15 protein-coding genes are annotated in these 15,038 nt (G+C 54.5%); 11 read left to right on the forward strand and 4 right to left on the reverse strand.

Going from position 1 to position 15,038, the window contains the following annotated elements; genetic code table 11:
* Positions 1 to 171 precede the first annotated feature (171 nt).
* The 6 genes from KFJ24_RS14600 (at position 172) to KFJ24_RS14625 (ending at position 5,743) form a co-directional block, all read left to right on the forward strand.
* Positions 172 to 945 (forward strand): ABC transporter ATP-binding protein, encoded by a 774-nt coding sequence (locus KFJ24_RS14600; RefSeq protein ID WP_250831817.1) that lies wholly within the window; start codon positions 172 to 174, stop codon positions 943 to 945.
* Complete coding sequence (locus KFJ24_RS14605) at positions 935 to 1,654, forward strand: ABC transporter ATP-binding protein (RefSeq protein WP_250831818.1); 720 nt, start codon at positions 935 to 937, stop codon at positions 1,652 to 1,654. Before KFJ24_RS14600 ends, KFJ24_RS14605 begins: the two co-directional genes overlap by 11 nt.
* A gap of 64 nt (positions 1,655 to 1,718) precedes the next feature.
* Positions 1,719 to 2,936, forward strand: a complete 1,218-nt coding sequence (locus tag KFJ24_RS14610; RefSeq protein WP_250831819.1) for an ABC transporter substrate-binding protein — start codon at positions 1,719 to 1,721, stop codon at positions 2,934 to 2,936.
* Between the two features lie 44 nt (positions 2,937 to 2,980).
* Positions 2,981 to 3,871 carry a branched-chain amino acid ABC transporter permease gene (locus KFJ24_RS14615; protein WP_250832662.1) on the forward strand — a complete coding sequence of 297 codons (891 nt, stop codon included), beginning with the start codon at positions 2,981 to 2,983 and terminating at the stop codon, positions 3,869 to 3,871.
* A gap of 7 nt (positions 3,872 to 3,878) precedes the next feature.
* Positions 3,879 to 4,799: a branched-chain amino acid ABC transporter permease gene (locus KFJ24_RS14620; protein WP_250831820.1), complete on the forward strand. Its 921-nt coding sequence runs from the start codon at positions 3,879 to 3,881 to the stop codon at positions 4,797 to 4,799.
* A 5-nt stretch (positions 4,800 to 4,804) separates the two neighbouring features.
* Positions 4,805 to 5,743: an ornithine cyclodeaminase family protein gene (locus KFJ24_RS14625; protein ID WP_250831821.1), complete on the forward strand. Its 939-nt coding sequence runs from the start codon at positions 4,805 to 4,807 to the stop codon at positions 5,741 to 5,743.
* 17 nt (positions 5,744 to 5,760) lie between these two features.
* Here the strand turns inward: KFJ24_RS14625 and KFJ24_RS14630 are convergent, their stop codons facing one another.
* Both KFJ24_RS14630 and KFJ24_RS14635 read right to left on the reverse strand, forming a co-directional pair.
* A complete protein-coding gene (locus KFJ24_RS14630; RefSeq protein ID WP_250831822.1) occupies positions 5,761 to 6,069 on the reverse strand; it encodes a hypothetical protein in 309 nt (102 codons plus the stop codon).
* A gap of 104 nt (positions 6,070 to 6,173) precedes the next feature.
* A complete protein-coding gene (locus tag KFJ24_RS14635; RefSeq protein ID WP_250831823.1) occupies positions 6,174 to 7,115 on the reverse strand; it encodes a LysR family transcriptional regulator in 942 nt (313 codons plus the stop codon).
* A 344-nt stretch (positions 7,116 to 7,459) separates the two neighbouring features.
* Between KFJ24_RS14635 and KFJ24_RS14640 the strand changes: the two genes are divergently transcribed.
* Positions 7,460 to 8,341: a DMT family transporter gene (locus KFJ24_RS14640; protein ID WP_250831824.1), complete on the forward strand. Its 882-nt coding sequence runs from the start codon at positions 7,460 to 7,462 to the stop codon at positions 8,339 to 8,341.
* Between the two features lie 242 nt (positions 8,342 to 8,583).
* Here KFJ24_RS14640 and KFJ24_RS14645 read toward each other — a convergent pair whose 3' ends face one another.
* The gene (locus KFJ24_RS14645; protein WP_250831825.1) at positions 8,584 to 9,048 is read right to left on the reverse strand and encodes a DUF4175 domain-containing protein; all 465 of its coding nucleotides are present in this window, start codon (positions 9,046 to 9,048) and stop codon (positions 8,584 to 8,586) included.
* A 172-nt stretch (positions 9,049 to 9,220) separates the two neighbouring features.
* Here KFJ24_RS14645 and KFJ24_RS14650 point away from each other — a divergent pair, with 172 nt between their 5' ends.
* The 3 genes from KFJ24_RS14650 (at position 9,221) to KFJ24_RS14660 (ending at position 11,538) form a co-directional block, all read left to right on the forward strand.
* Positions 9,221 to 10,117, forward strand: a complete 897-nt coding sequence (locus KFJ24_RS14650) for a cation transporter (protein WP_250831826.1) — start codon at positions 9,221 to 9,223, stop codon at positions 10,115 to 10,117.
* Between the two features lie 64 nt (positions 10,118 to 10,181).
* Entirely contained in the window at positions 10,182 to 10,532 is a 351-nt protein-coding gene (locus tag KFJ24_RS14655; protein WP_250831827.1) for a DUF3703 domain-containing protein, read from the forward strand.
* Positions 10,533 to 10,638: 106 nt separating this feature from the next.
* The gene (locus KFJ24_RS14660; RefSeq protein ID WP_148608179.1) at positions 10,639 to 11,538 is read left to right on the forward strand and encodes a cation diffusion facilitator family transporter; all 900 of its coding nucleotides are present in this window, start codon (positions 10,639 to 10,641) and stop codon (positions 11,536 to 11,538) included.
* A 211-nt stretch (positions 11,539 to 11,749) separates the two neighbouring features.
* Here KFJ24_RS14660 and KFJ24_RS14665 read toward each other — a convergent pair whose 3' ends face one another.
* Positions 11,750 to 12,166, reverse strand: coding sequence for a hypothetical protein (locus tag KFJ24_RS14665; protein WP_250831828.1), 417 nt, complete (start codon positions 12,164 to 12,166; stop codon positions 11,750 to 11,752).
* 864 nt (positions 12,167 to 13,030) lie between these two features.
* Here KFJ24_RS14665 and KFJ24_RS14670 point away from each other — a divergent pair.
* Positions 13,031 to 14,356: an ethylbenzene dehydrogenase-related protein gene (locus KFJ24_RS14670; protein WP_250831829.1), complete on the forward strand. Its 1,326-nt coding sequence runs from the start codon at positions 13,031 to 13,033 to the stop codon at positions 14,354 to 14,356.
* The last annotated feature ends 682 nt before the right edge of the window (positions 14,357 to 15,038 follow it).

The following is a 15,038-nucleotide window of genomic DNA, read 5'->3' on the forward strand; positions in this document are numbered from 1 at the left end:
TTATGCTTTCGTCTTTCGGGCCCAACTTGACAGAACTGCGGTCCACCATCTTTACTGAAGCTTGTATCCGGTATGTCGAGCTTTCAATTATTTACATTGAACGGCAATAAAAACAAACAATAATCGCCAGTGTCTGACCCACAGTCCACTGGCCTGACAGGGGTGCTTTTCGTGAACGACCACGCCCGGGAACAGGCCACTATTCTTGAAACCCATGGCCTCACAAAAGACTTCAAAGGCTTCACCGCCGTCAAGGACATCAACCTCAGCGTCAGGACCGGCACCATCCATGCCCTGATCGGCCCCAACGGGGCGGGCAAGACCACCTTTTTCAATCTGCTGACCAAGTTCCTGAAGCCAACGTCCGGTCAGATTATCTATGACGGCAGAGACATCACCCACGCCAGGCCCGCAGGTATTGCTCAGCGTGGACTGATCCGCTCATTTCAGATTTCTGCCGTGTTCCCCCACCTGTCCGCCAGGGAAAACGTTCGCATTGCCCTGCAACGGAAACTGAAGGTGTCCTACCACTTCTGGCGCCCGCTGCGAATTCTCGACCAACTCAACGAGGAGGCGCAGGCAACGTTGGAGCAGGTTGGCCTCGGCAAATTTGCGGACATAAAAGCGGTTGAACTGCCCTACGGGCAAAAAAGGGCGCTGGAAATCGCCACCACCATTGCCCTGGAACCGAGGCTGATGTTGCTGGATGAGCCCACCCAGGGCATGAGTGCGGAAGATGTCAGTACGGTGACCGACCTGATCAAACGTGTCGTCGAGGGCAGGACCATTGTCATGGTTGAGCACAACCTCAACGTGGTGGCGACGCTCGCCAACCAGATCACCGTGCTGAACCGGGGCGAAATCCTCGCTGAAGGCAATTATGACGAGGTCTCCAACAACCCCGAAGTTATGGAAGCCTATATGGGAACGACCGATGCAGCCTGAGCAGCGCCCGGAATTACTGCGCATTGAGAACCTGCACGCCTGGTATGGCGAGTCGCACATACTCCATGGTCTGAATCTGACGCTGCACGAGGGTGAAGTCATTACCCTCCTTGGCCGAAATGGTTCAGGACGAACGACGACCCTGAAAGCCATACTCGGGCTGGTCAGTAAACGCACTGGCTCCATCAAGGTCCACGGCACCGAAATCATCAATATGCCCACACACCGGATTGCCCATGTGGGAAAGCTGGGGTATTGCCCGGAAGAGCGTGGGATTTTTGCCTCTCTGAACGTCGATGAAAACCTGGAGTTGCCACCGGTAATCGCGAAAGGCGGACTGTCGGTGGATGAAATCTACACCATGTTCCCGAACCTGAAAGAGCGCCGTAAAAGCCAGGGATCCAAGCTCTCCGGCGGCGAACAGCAGATGCTGGCGATTGCCCGAATCCTGCGCACCGGCGCCAACCTTCTGTTACTGGACGAAATTACCGAGGGGCTTGCCCCGGTGATCCTGAAAGCTCTGGATGGTGTCATTCGCAAACTGAGGGAAAAGGGCTTCACCATCATTTTGGTGGAACAGAATTTCCGCTTTGCTGCGCCTCTGGCCGATCGGCACTACGTGATCGAGCATGGTCAGGTGGTGGAGCAAATCGATGCGGCCGATCTCGAGGCCAAAAAAGAGCAGTTGAACAGACACCTGAGTGTCTGAGTCTGCGGGGCTGGGCCGCCGTCATCGGTCCGACCCGGAATCTAATAACAAAAGGATACCCACTATGTTCAAGCACTGGAAACAAGGACTGGTCGGCGCTGTGGCTGCAGCGACCCTCACATTGCCTCTAACCGCAGCCGGAGCCTTGTCTGACGACAAGATCAAAATTGGTGTACTCAGTGACATGTCCGGGGTCTACAAGTCCCTGGAAGGCCCTGGTGCCGTCATAGCAGCCCAAATGGCCATCGAAGACTTCGGTGGCTCGGTTATGGGCAAACCGATTGAAATCATCTCTGCTGATCACCAGAACAAACCGGATATTGGCGCCAGCACGGCACGTGAATGGATCGACGCCAAAGACGTGGACATGATCACGGCCCTGGATAACTCCTCGGTCGCACTCTCGGTGCAGGGCCTCGCCAAGGACAAGAAAATTATCACCATGAACACCGGGGCAGGCACCACCGCGCTGACTGAAGAGCAGTGCTCACCCTATGGCATTCACTACGTGTATGACACCCATGCATTGCCGGTAGGCACAGCCACCGCGATGGTCAAAAACGGCGGTAAGAAATGGTTCTTTATCACCGCGGACTATGCCTTCGGACACTCACTGCGGGATAACACCGGCGCCGTTGTAGAGAGCCTGGGCGGCGAAGTGGTCGGCAATGTTAACGCGCCGCTTTCCACCAACGACTTCTCCTCCTACCTGTTGCAGGCACAATCGTCCGGAGCCGACGTGATCGGCCTTGCCAACGCGGGCCAGGACACCGTGAACGCCATCAAGCAGGCCAACCAGTTCAGGATTGTCCAGAGTGGCCAGAAGCTGGCCGGCATGCTGGTATTCATCACTGATGTCCACAGTATGGGTCTGGACATTGCCCAGGGTCTGCAATTTACCACCGCCTTTGTCTGGAACAAGAATGAAGAAACCATAGCGTGGTCTGAACGGTTCCAGGAGCGCCATGGTGCCATGCCAACGATGGTTCATGCGGGCGTCTATTCAGCGGTGACCCACTATCTGGAAGCGGTCAAGGAAACCGGAACGGACGATTCCGACACGGTCCGCGCCAAGCTGGGCGAAATGACCCTCAACGACATGTTTGTGAAAGGTGGCAAAATCGCCCCCAACGGCTCCATGCTGCACGACATGTACCTGGTGGAAGTGAAAAAACCGTCAGAATCGCAAAGTGAGTGGGACTTACTGGACGTGGTCTCGGAAATCCCCGCAGACCAGGCCTTCATCTCAATGGCCGACACCAAATGTTCGCTGGTTAACTAACACACGGTTTAACCACCACTTAACGGGAGATAGCCAACGTGTCGATGCAGGTCATTCTGGCTCAAGCGCTGCTTGGGCTTAATGTCGGTGTGTTTTACGCCATGTTGAGCCTCGGGCTTGCGGTGATATTCGGACTGCTGAATATCATCAACTTTGCCCACGGCGCCATGTACATGCTCGGTGCTTTCATCGCATTGATTGGCTACTCCTTTCTGGAGCAGTGGCTTGGTATCAGCATCCAGATCGGCTTCTGGGCATCACTGATTCTGGTGCCCCTGCTGGTCGGTCTGCTGGGGGTTCTCATTGAGCGCCTCCTGCTCCGGCGCCTGTACGACCTGGATCACATATACGGGCTGCTGCTGACTTTCGGAATCACCCTGATTCTTCAGGGCCTGTTCTCCAACTACTTCAACGTCTCCGGCACCCCCTACCCGGGTCAGCCGGAGAGCCTCAACGGGGTGGTGAACCTTGGCTTTATGTATTTCCCCACCTATCGTCTGTTCGCCATCGTGTTCTCGCTCGTGGTGTGTTTCGCTACCTGGTTCTTCATTGAACACACCAAGCTTGGTTCGCGGCTACGGGCCGGTGTCGAAAACCCGGACCTGACTCAGGCATTTGGCCTCAATGTTCCTCTGATGATAACCCTGACTTTTGCCTTTGGCGCTGGTCTGGCGGGTCTCGCCGGCGTACTGGCCGCGCCGATTTACTCCGTCAGCCCGCTGATGGGCGCCGACCTGATCATCGTGGTGTTCGCCGTCGTGGTGATCGGGGGCATGGGCTCCATCATGGGTGCCATTCTCTCCGGACTCGCGCTCGGCCTGATTGAGGGGCTGACCAAGGTCATCTATCCACCCGCCGCCAGCACTGTGATTTTTTTCCTGATGGTCCTGGTTCTGCTGTTCCGCCCGGCGGGACTATTCGGTAAGGAGAGGTGAGCCGCTCATGACAAATCGTATTCTGTTTATTCTGATGCTTGTTGCGGGCCTGACCGCACCGCTGTTCGCCTACCCGGTGTTTGTCATGGACCTGCTGTGCTTCGCGTTGTTCGCCTGCGCCTTCAACCTGTTGCTGGGGTATGCCGGGCTCTTGTCGTTTGGCCATGCCGCTTTCTTCGGCGGCGCGGCTTACATCACGGGGTACGTCACCAAGGAGTGGGGCTTTTCGCCGCTGCTGGGCATATTAACAGGCACCGGCTTTACCCTGGTGCTGGGAAGCGCTTTTGGCTTTCTGGCAATACGCCGGCAAGGCATCTATTTCGCCATGGTCACCCTGGCGCTGGCTCAGATTATCTATTTCCTGGCACTACAGCTGCCGTTCACCGGTGGCGAAAATGGTTTGCAGGGCATTCCCCGGGGCGAGCTCTTCGGGTTTATTGACCTTAACAACCCCATCGCCATGTACTACTTTGTGTTCGCCATTTTCCTGATCGGATTCGGTATCATCCACCGCACCATTCACTCGCCGTTTGGCGAGGTACTCCAGGCCATTCGGGAGAACGAATCCCGCGCCCTGTCCCTGGGCTATGATGTAGACCACTTCAAGCTGCTGGCCTTTGTCATCTCCGCCACCCTTGCCGGACTGGCCGGAGCCACCAAGGCGATCATTTTCCAGTTTGCCGCACTCACCAACGCCCATTGGCAAACCTCCGGTGAGGTCATCCTCATGACGTTGGTCGGCGGGCTGGGAACAGTTTTTGGTCCGGTACTTGGCGCCATCACCGTGGGCGCCCTCAGTCATGAGCTGTCAGCCTTCGGCTCCTGGGTACAGGTGATTCTTGGCACTATCTTTGTGGTCTGTGTGATGGTTTTCCGACGCGGCATCATCGGTGAAATCCAGCGACTGGTCAGCCGTAAAGAGGGTTAAACATTATGCGTGTCATTTCTGCACAGGAGGTAGCTGGCGCCCTGTCATGGCCGGCACTGATCGAACGTCTCGCCAATACTTTCCGTCAGGGCGTGGAAGCGCCACCACGGCACCATCACGCCATGCACCGTCCGGATGGGGAGGCCACCATGCTGCTGATGCCCGCCTGGGAACCGGCGGGGTATATCGGCATGAAAATGGTCAACGTGTTCCCACAAAATGCCAACGCCGGCCTGCCAGCCATCTCCGGCCTATATGTCCTGTGTGAAGGCGAGCACGGCACTCCCCTGGCCTGTCTCGACGGCAGTGCGCTGACCAGCCGGCGGACCGCAGCGGCTTCTGCGCTGGCCGCCCGTGAGCTGGCACGCCAGGACGCCTCATCCTTGCTGGTGGTAGGCACCGGCAAGCTGGCGCCCATGCTGATCGAAGCCCATGCCACGGTGCGCCCCATCCGCAAGGTGCGGATCTGGGGCCGTAATCCGGAAAAGGCTGCAGCGCTGGCTGATCGTTTCCGCGACCGCTTTGACTGTGAGGCAGTGAATGATCTGGAAACCGCCGTTCCGGAGGCAGACATCATCAGCTGTGCGACCCTGTCCACCGAGCCACTGGTACGGGGGGAATGGCTGCAGCCCGGCAGCCATCTGGATCTGGTGGGCGCGTTCCGGCCAACCATGCGAGAGACCGACAGCCAGTGCCTGGCCCGTAGCGAGGTGTTCGTGGATACCTACGCCGGTGCCATGGGCGAGGCCGGAGACGTGCTTCAGGCCATTAACGAAGGTGCCTTTGATGAAACAGGCCTGCGGGCCGAACTGGCAGAGCTGCTGAGGGGCTCAAAGCCCGGGCGCACGAATGAAGAGGCCATTACCCTGTTCAAATCCGTGGGTGCCTCACTGGAAGACCTTGCCGCCGCTATCGAGGTCTGGGAAGCCCTCGAAAACGGCTAACAGGGTCACCGTTGACGTTACTGGTCGAGAATATCAATGATTTCGCGGGTATCCTTGATGATCGTATAGACACGATCCTCGACCTCTACCCGCTGACGGTTTCCGCCGATGTCGTGGATATCACCGTAGTGCAACAACTCCCGGTCGAAATGATCACCTTTCCGATAGTTCAGCTTTTTCTGCCAGCCCGGCGGTAGTGGCTGACCACGCTCCACTTTCTTTTGCAGGCCCGGCGGCAGCTGCTGATCACCATGAGGTGACTTGGCCATCGCCGGCGCTGTACCAATCATTACACCCAAAAGGGCAAACATCAGAATGGACTGCATAATGTATCAACTCCTAAAGTCTGGCGATTCCGTTAAGTTAACACGGGATTGAACTCAATGACGTTAACGCTGATTCATGCCTGAAGGTTCCGGGCCGTTCCGTCTCACTCGCCCCGCAGGCCACCCCGGATAGCCTCATCCACCAGCCATCGCCGCAGCAGCTGCAGCCCCCGTTCGCTGCGCCGACTGGTTTTCCAGGCAAAATAGAACTGGTCGCCGGTCATCACCGGATGACAGGGCAGACGCACAAAGTCCTCAGAGTCCTTACGGGTACTGAGCATGTAGTCGTTGGTCAGAACGATGCCCTGGTGGAAGCGCGCTGCCTCCAGCGCCAGCAACATATGACTGAAGTGCTGGATACTCACGCCTTGTGGAATCTTTTGATCCACCGCGCGATACCATGCCTCCCAGTCGCCTGCAGCTTTCTCGAAAATACTGTGGGTCGATAACAGCGGAAACTTTGATATGTCTTCTACGGACAAAGGTACATCATCAGCGTCTGCCCCTTCCCGGCCCAGCTCCCGACGTATTTTCTGCCAGTAATCCTGGCTACACACCGGAAACAGCCGCTCCACATAAAGCAGTTCATAGCTGTAGGCCGGCGAGTCCTTGTGGATGGTGATAAAACAGTCCGCCACCCGGTCAGACAACACGGGGCTCACAATGCTCATTTCGAGGGCCAGCTCCATCTGTGGATGCAACCGCTGCAAATCCGGCAACCTGGGCACCAGCCAGCGCACCGCGAAGGAACTGAACACGGACAGGCGCAGGCGTGACTCTTCGTGGCCAAGCAACTGTTCACTGGCCCGCTCGATCTGCAGCAGTGCAGAGCTGATGCCGTCCAGATACTGGCGGCCCTCGTCGGTCAGCGTGACCGTGCGGCCGCTGCGCCAGAACAGCTTCTCACCCAGATAGGTTTCCAGCTGTTTGATCTGATGACTGACCGCACTCTGGCTGACCGCCAGTTCTTCCGCGGCATGCGAAAAACTGTTGAGTCGGGCGACGGCCTCAAAGACCGGCAATGCTTTCAGGGGTGGCAGTTTCATTATCTAATTTTCTAATGCCTATGAAATAAAGATCATTTTATCGGATAGTAACTGATCATTAGACTTCATCACCAGATGTCAGTCCAATTCGAGATTGAGATTCGATCTCACGAAGCGTGGTATTGCTCCAGGCCAGAGCCACCAGGGCTTGGGCGGCTATTTTCGTCCTATCAGGATAAGCGCCTCACAATTTTAACGTGAGATTCGGGCTGTTTTGGCTCGTTTTGGCTTTTGTCAGTCCGCTGTAGTGAATCGGATTTTCTGACAGTAAGCGGCACTAAATCACATTCACCAAGGCGCGATTCGGCTTGACCCTTCGACGCCCAGACGCCCGGGGAGGCACCATGTCAGGAAAAACAGTCAACAGCGCAATCCTTTTGCTGATTATTGGCAATGCTATGGCATTAATCTCCGATGTCTTTATCAAACTGATGGAGCCTGGCGCACCGATTTTTCAGTTTGCGTTCCTGCGCTGTGTCATCACCCTGCTCCTGCTTCTGCCGCTGGCAGGCCAGCTCAACCGCAAACACCTGTTTACCGGACTTAAAGTGCACGCCGCTCGCGCTCACATCCACTTGGTTGGCCTTTTGTGCATGGTTATTGGACTGGCGAATCTGCCACTGGCGACCGCCAACGCCGTGTTCTACGCCGCGCCGATACTCGTCATGGTTCTCGCCGCGCTCATCTTTCAGGAAAAGCTGTCAACAATGAGCGTAATCGCTGTGTTCAGTGGGTTTAGCGGAATTGTGGTGATACTACGGCCGGTAGAGTTCAACTGGGCCGCCATCGCAGCTCTGGCAGCTGCCCTTACCCTGGCCATCAACGCCGTCATGGTTCGCAAACTGCCCAAAGAGCAGAGCACGGTGCATAAACTGCTGCTGAACTACCTGCTGATCATCCCCGCTGCCGGTGCCCTGGCACTTTGGGAAGGCGCCGCCTGGGACAGCAGCATACTGATCAGCGCTGGAGGTTCAGCGGTATTTATCCTGGGCTACAACATCACCGTATTGCTGGCCTACAAACAGGTGGATGCCAACCAGGTCACCAGCGCTGAATATACTGGCCTGATCTGGGCGGTACTGATTGGCTGGATAGGTTTCAACGAGATGCCCGATCTCTGGTTTGCGGTGGGCAGTGCGATGATCGTGGTGCCGCTGATACTGGTGGGGTTGCGCTCGCGTGATCGGAGTCACCGAGTGCTTCAGGCTTACCCAGCCACAGGTTGAAGCATTCGGCCAATGATGATGCGGAGGGACTCAAATTTAAGATTAGCTGAGTTACGGGGGTTGCTCTGGTCGCAAAGCGAACATTCGAAGTGGTCGCCCAGAGCGCCATCTTCCAGCCGTAACAGGCCACGGATTTCGTTGCGACTGAAACCCAGCTACTGCGCCGTTTTCACAAACGTCAGCCTATCAAACTCGCCAGATACTACGCGTCTGTTAAGTAAAAGTATTTGAAGGCTTCTCGATCACTCTACCTTTAGATTTTGCTGGTATTGCAGCATTTGCTCCATCATCAGCTGCATTTGATCCATGCGCTCCTGCATCATCTGAATTTTTTGATCGGTAGTCAGACCATCACCATTTTTTGGTTGGCCGCCATTCATCATATGCTGACCTCCCATCATGCCGTTTTGTCCACGCATCATGCCGGGGCCCATCATACCGTGATGCATAAAACCCATTTGCTCTTGCATCGCCTCCCTGTGTTCTCGCATCAATCGTTGCCGTTCTTGCGGTGAAGCTTCATCAGGAATGCGTTGCATCAGCTGATTCATGTGGGACCAGTTCTGGTGCATCTGTTGCATTTGCTCCTGATCCATCATCATGCCAGGACCATGCCCTTGCCATGAGCCTTGATCACCATGCGCTAGTACGAATGCAGGAAAAACCAACAACGCAGCGGTTGCTGTAAGTCCTTTAAATGAAATCATAAAGTTTACCCTCGAAATAAAATTAGACGTCCACACCATCGCACTTATCATTGTAGATCTTTATCCAGACAAACGCCGATTTTGACGACTACTAGAGTAGATTAGTCATTGACCCTGTAGTAGCTACAGGGTTTTAAATTGCATCATTTGCACGAGAACCGGAGCCGAGAAAATGAGCAAACCCTGCAATGGGCAGTGTGGCAGTGAAGACTCTGTCGTAGATGACAAGTTTCAGGGACGCGCCACCGCCGAAACAGGTAGCCAGCTAAGCACCTACAGAATACCCAAAATGGATTGTCCCTCGGAAGAGCGAATGATTCGAATGGCACTGACTGGCGTTGAAAACATTCAGTCGCTGTCATTCGATTTATCGGGTCGTACGTTGGAAATTATCCACCATGGAGAAACCGGTCCTATTACCAGCAAACTGGAAAACCTGGGCCTGGGCGCTTCCTTGCAGAGGACAGAAGACGCCAGCGCTGAATCCGTCAGAGCGGCTGAATCGTCTAAAGCCAACGAAAGCGAAGAATCCGGCACTTTATGGATACTGCTGGCAATCAACGCTCTGATGTTTCTGGTCGAGATGACGATGGGCCTAATCGCCCAGTCCGCTGGCTTGATCGCAGACTCGCTAGACATGCTTGCTGATGCTGCGGTTTACGGGCTCGCGCTTTACGCTGTTGGGCATGGCATCAAAATGCAGGTCAGGGCTGCGCATGTTGCTGGTGTTCTTCAGCTTATTCTTGCCGCCGGTGTACTGATTGAAGTTGGCAGGCGTTTTCTGTTTGGCAGTGATCCCCAATCGTTAATGATGATGACTGTCGCCTCTGTTGCTCTCGTTGCCAACATCAGTTGCCTTCTCCTGATCGCCAAACATCGTGAAGGCGGTGCTCACATGAAAGCCAGCTGGATATTTTCAGCCAACGACGTGGTCATCAACCTGGGGGTAATACTTGCGGGGCTGCTCGTTGCCTGGACCGGGTCCAACTACCCAGATCTGATTATTGGCGGAATTGTTGGTGCCATCGTATTGATGGGTGCCAAACGCATACTGGCACTGAAAGGCTGAACCTTTCGGGGTCAGGTGTTCGATTATTGGCCCGTCGTTGGCCCTCCATGGGGAGTAAACATCAATGCACAGTGAATTGAAGGCGTCCTATCTTACGGAACTTGAAGCGGCACGCATTGCGGAGTGGGCGGGCGATTTCCAGACAGCCTTCACTCACCTTGAGCGAGCCCATATCCTCAGCCAGAAATTTGCTCTGGCGCACGCTGCAACCCATCTGCGAATGCTCAGACTAGGGTGGCGGACAAGAGACGTTCGTGAAGTGCTGGGGCAGTCAATTCGAACCATTGCCGCCCTGGTCTTTTCCCGAATTTGGGTTCCGGTCGGAAATACCGGTCGCGCAAATGTCAGCGCGTTTGCACCCATGCCGGTGCCCGAAGGCTTGGCAGAGGTGCTGGGTAAAACACGCGATCAGTAGGGTTACGCTCAGCGTACCGCAAATCAGTGGCAAGCCCTTGACCCTGTAGTTGCTAAAGGGTTCATAGCTACGCCAGCATCGTTGTTGATCATTGATAGAGGCAAAAATGCACGATCACAGTCACGACCACAGCCATCATTTCGACACCCATAACCGCTCCTTTGCGATTGCTGTGTTCCTCAACATCCTGTTTGTCGTCATCGAAGCAGTGTACGGGGTTATATCCGGCTCGCTGGCGCTGCTTGCTGATGCCGGCCACAATCTCAGCGATGTTATGGGGTTGATCATGGCCTGGGCAGCCAGTTGGCTGGCCAGCAAAGCGGCAACCAACGCAAAGACCTATGGCCTGAAGAAAACCACGATTCTGGCGGCCCTGTTTAACGCTCTGATTCTGATCGCCGCTGTCGGTGGTATTACCTGGGAAGCCATTCAGCGCCTGACAGATCCTGCCGACGTCGCCGGGCTGACCGTGGTGATCGTGGCTGGCATTGGGGTACTGATTAACGGCGCAACCATGATGCTCTTTCTCAAAGGGCAGAAAGGGGACATCAATATCCGGGGCGCTTTCTTGCATATGGCCGCAGATACCGCAGTGTCGGTCGGCGTCGTGATCTCCGGCACGATATTGATGTTCACCAACCTGACCTGGATAGATCCAATTGTGAGTCTCGTTATTGCCGTTGTGATCTTTGTGGGCACCTGGCAGTTGCTGAAAGACTCCGTCAACCTAGCGGTAGATGCCGTCCCCAAAGGGATTGATCCTTCGGCTGTCCATGAACGTCTTGAAAGCTTGCCAGGAGTAATATCGGCCCATCACCTCCACATCTGGGCTCTGAGTACCACCGAAAACGCGCTAACCGTTCACCTGGTGAAACCCGACCCCGAGAGTGACGACCAAGTGATCAGTGAGGCCGCTGAAATGCTGAATCAGCACTTTGGCATCCAGCATACGACTGTTCAGTGGGAGCGTCGTGAGGGCCAGTGCCCAAATACATTGTTTTGCTGAATGTTGAAAAAAGGTGGCGCACGCTTGGTGGCAGCCGCTGCATCTAGGGCAGCCTAATGAACGCCCTCCTCTTTTCCTAATCATGAGATTCGGAAAGGGCACGCTCTCTCATGTCAGATAATTCGTTTTTATTCAAATAAACGTAATGCATAGTAATAACTTATAACGCCGAAAGCAGCGGTGCGTCTTACCGGGCCGCTGACCTGACTTGTTATTTATGGTTTTGATTGGAGCAAGTCGCCACATACCAGTAAGCTGAAAATATCCCATAAATGAAGTTCAAGGTGATCACAACCATTGGCATAGCGATGCCAAACTCCAAACCCAGTACACCCTTGTTCATTGAAGGAAAAACAACAAGCAGCACCATTGCTGAAGGAAAGATACTAGCCGCCATGCCACGTAATATGGTGCGATCTTTCCAAACGGGTATTAGTAATAGCAGCATCCACAACCCACCCCAGATCATTCGCTGATACAACCAAGGTGCGGTGAAATCTGGTTTCATTGAAATACCAATAAGGTCTGATAACCCTACCTTTCCCATAAACCAGATATTGAAGCTGTCCAAAAGCCCGCCTAAGGCTCCGCCTGTAAACGCCCCACTTATGTTACGAACGTATTTCATTAAGCTCTCCGGGCTTTGTGCGATTCGAGGCAACCCCCAAAGTAATAGCTTATTAGTTTGGACTCGCACTAAACCCAGTCGGTTCTTTCAATCTAGAACCAAATCACAGTGCGAATTTCTATTCCATTTCAAAGGGATACTAGCTGCCTTTCCACGATTCTGCGAACTCGGGCTTTGTCAAAAGTGTGCGCGCGGCTTTTCTGTGCAAATTAAACCGCAAGCATTCTGCGGATTTCAGGTGTTTTCCATTATATGCCCATAAATTCAACAGACATCTTTACCGGCCAAAAGCCCTCACAGAAGCTCATGTTTAAACCAATTCCTCAGCTCCAGAAAGGATGTTCTTTAGGCTTGAGCCAGGAAAACTGGCTTGGACTCAGTGCGATGCCAATGTTCGCTTTTGTTTAGGAGATTAGGGAGATCGGCCTGGTCGCAAAGCGGACATTCAGATTTAGGGATAACGCCGCTCAGCACGCGGTTACAGAATGGAGGCGAAGCCACAATGCAGTAGCCGTCGCCGTGGCTGGCATGGTTATATCTTTGCGCCAGCCTTGACTATAGTAACTTGGTCAACAGCAACTATGAGCTCCCCGCCATCCCCAATCGCAACAACGTTGCACTGGCAGACAGCTTGGTTCTTTCTCGACGAAATGCCTGTTGCCTTGGCCACTAGTTTTTGCCAATAGCAGGACGCAGATAATTAATCTTGTATTCGGAGGTAGGGTTCCGACAGCCGAGACTCACCGCAAACCCTATTAACCCGCGTTTTGGACAAATTAGGTCTATTGTTGTTGGAATGAGCAAAGGTTTTAAGGGCACATTAAAGGTCTCGCCGGACCTCTCATATCTTGCAGGGAAAGCGCTATGTTTCCGACTTCATTGAGAAATTCCACCGTAATTGTTATCGCTACGATCTGGCTGGCAAGTTCAGCTCTCGCTGACACAACCCCCTCCATCGACTGGAAGTCGTTACCGGTTGAAGAGATTACGCTGTTCTACCCTGGGCAATCGAGTTTTCAGTGGCTGCACAGCCAGGAACACCCCGGTGCGCGTAAGGTGGGACGTGGCACCGGCTGCACGCGGTGCCACAATGGCGACGAACAGAGCATGGGTAAAGATATCGTCTCAGGTGGCCAGCTGGAACCCAATCCCATCGAAGGCAAGAAAGGGTCACTGCGATTGGCTATCCAGGCGGCCCACGATGAGGAAAACCTGTACCTCCGATTCAACTGGCGGACGCAAGCCGATCGGCCCGGCATAATGCACAACTATATGCGTTACGATGGTCAGGCATGGGCGTTCTATGGCGGTCCGCGGTCTGCGAAGCGTGTTCGTCAGGGACAGGAACCGCCCCTGTACGAAGACCGTCTTGCGGTCATGATCGACGATGGTGATGTGCAACGTTTTGCCGAACAGGGGTGCTGGCTCAGCTGCCACAACGGCATGCGGGACATGCCGGGCGAACCTACAACCGAAACGGTCCGTTCTCACCCGTATCTGGGCGACGGTGGTCTGGGTCGGAAGGACGTGCGCAAATATATTCCGGTTTCGCGTACCGACGCATCCGCAAGCTGGGACAAGGTCAAGCCAGCGGAGGTTCTGGCGCAGATCAAGGAACGAGGAGTGTTTCTGGAACTAATGCAGTGGCGAGCGGCCCGTAGCAACCCGGTTGACATGGCAGACGATGGCTATGTGCTCGGATACCGCCTTTTTGACGAAGGCCAAAACCCGTTCTCCTGGAACGTTGATCGCGACTCCATGATCCCCAAATACATGTTTGATCCCGAGAAAGTGGGCAGGAAATCTCTCACCATAGCGGACATCGAGAGTGTCCCGAAGCCAGCGGCCCTGATCCGCGAGGAAAACGCTACCCTGTATGACCCCGACGCCGACTGGCGGGAGGGCGACGTACTTCCTGGCCGGCTTCTGAGTCGCGTCGACGCTCGCGGGTCGGCGGCGGACAATACGCGGATTAGAGGCAAGTGGGAGGACGGCAACTGGGTTGTGACCTGGATCAGGCCGCTGGACACTGGCAATAGCGACGACATCGCCCTGGAGCGCGGCAACACCTACACCTTCGGCTTTGCCATACATGACGACAACGTCACAACGCGTTTCCACTTCGTGTCATTCCCGGTTTCCGTTGGGATAGGCCGAGGCGGAGATATTACAGCCGTCAGTCTGGAATAACCTTTGTGTGCGGACAGACACGGTGCTGTCCCCCGCTCTATTTTCAGTGTTCCTGGCAGTTACTCACGCCCATGTCGTTTTGGTCGTAGTTGGATGAGAGGCATCAATGTTCGCTTTTGTTTAAAAGTGAATTTCCTGGAACTCCGCGAATGTTCATCTTCGACCTTTTTCGATCGCGCTTTTCATCCCCTCCTTGAACCCGAACGGCGCTTCCGTTTTAGCGTAAATTTCTGAGTCTTTGGGGCTGGAGGAAGTTGTTTTACTCGCTTCTTCCCCGACTTACGGACTGGTGTCGGCTCTCTGTCTCTGGCTAGGGCCAAGTTGGCAAAGCAGGACATCAGGACAGGCCTTGCAAAGCTGTCCAGCATTGAGAGCTCAAAGACGTCCTCGCGGGTTTCTCGGATGTGAGCCGGAAGATGGGCCTGAATCGATATCTTTTTACCGTATCGAGTAAGTGAGGACTTTCTCAGGTATAAATTTGTTTCAACACCATCTTTAATTAAATGTAAGCGCGAGAAAAACTTGTCAATTTCCGAGACATACCGAAGTTGGACGGGCCGCCAACCTTGATCTTCCCATGCGGAACGTTCTTCATGGAGGCTTAGTTTTGCAACCGATAGCTTCGCTGGAATACTCGTGGAATCCGTACACGGATGTTTTGGCCAGGGCGGCCCAAGTTCGT

The organism is Marinobacter sediminum, assembly GCF_023657445.1.
Classification (GTDB): domain Bacteria; phylum Pseudomonadota; class Gammaproteobacteria; order Pseudomonadales; family Oleiphilaceae; genus Marinobacter; species Marinobacter sediminum_A.

Bases quoted from the DNA above. Each gene is read 5' to 3' on its own strand.
- KFJ24_RS14605 (WP_250831818.1), top strand. From the start codon at position 935: ATGCAGCCTGAGCAGCGCCCGGAATTACTGCGCATTGAGAACCTGCAC.
- KFJ24_RS14610 (WP_250831819.1), top strand. From the start codon at position 1,719: ATGTTCAAGCACTGGAAACAAGGACTGGTCGGCGCTGTGGCTGCAGCG.
- KFJ24_RS14615 (WP_250832662.1), top strand. From the start codon at position 2,981: ATGCAGGTCATTCTGGCTCAAGCGCTGCTTGGGCTTAATGTCGGTGTG.
- KFJ24_RS14620 (WP_250831820.1), top strand. From the start codon at position 3,879: ATGACAAATCGTATTCTGTTTATTCTGATGCTTGTTGCGGGCCTGACC.
- KFJ24_RS14625 (WP_250831821.1), top strand. From the start codon at position 4,805: ATGCGTGTCATTTCTGCACAGGAGGTAGCTGGCGCCCTGTCATGGCCG.
- KFJ24_RS14630 (WP_250831822.1), bottom strand. From the start codon at position 6,069: ATGCAGTCCATTCTGATGTTTGCCCTTTTGGGTGTAATGATTGGTACA.
- KFJ24_RS14635 (WP_250831823.1), bottom strand. From the start codon at position 7,115: ATGAAACTGCCACCCCTGAAAGCATTGCCGGTCTTTGAGGCCGTCGCC.
- KFJ24_RS14640 (WP_250831824.1), top strand. From the start codon at position 7,460: ATGTCAGGAAAAACAGTCAACAGCGCAATCCTTTTGCTGATTATTGGC.
- KFJ24_RS14645 (WP_250831825.1), bottom strand. From the start codon at position 9,048: ATGATTTCATTTAAAGGACTTACAGCAACCGCTGCGTTGTTGGTTTTT.
- KFJ24_RS14650 (WP_250831826.1), top strand. From the start codon at position 9,221: ATGAGCAAACCCTGCAATGGGCAGTGTGGCAGTGAAGACTCTGTCGTA.
- KFJ24_RS14655 (WP_250831827.1), top strand. From the start codon at position 10,182: ATGCACAGTGAATTGAAGGCGTCCTATCTTACGGAACTTGAAGCGGCA.
- KFJ24_RS14660 (WP_148608179.1), top strand. From the start codon at position 10,639: ATGCACGATCACAGTCACGACCACAGCCATCATTTCGACACCCATAAC.
- KFJ24_RS14665 (WP_250831828.1), bottom strand. From the start codon at position 12,166: ATGAAATACGTTCGTAACATAAGTGGGGCGTTTACAGGCGGAGCCTTA.
- KFJ24_RS14670 (WP_250831829.1), top strand. From the start codon at position 13,031: ATGTTTCCGACTTCATTGAGAAATTCCACCGTAATTGTTATCGCTACG.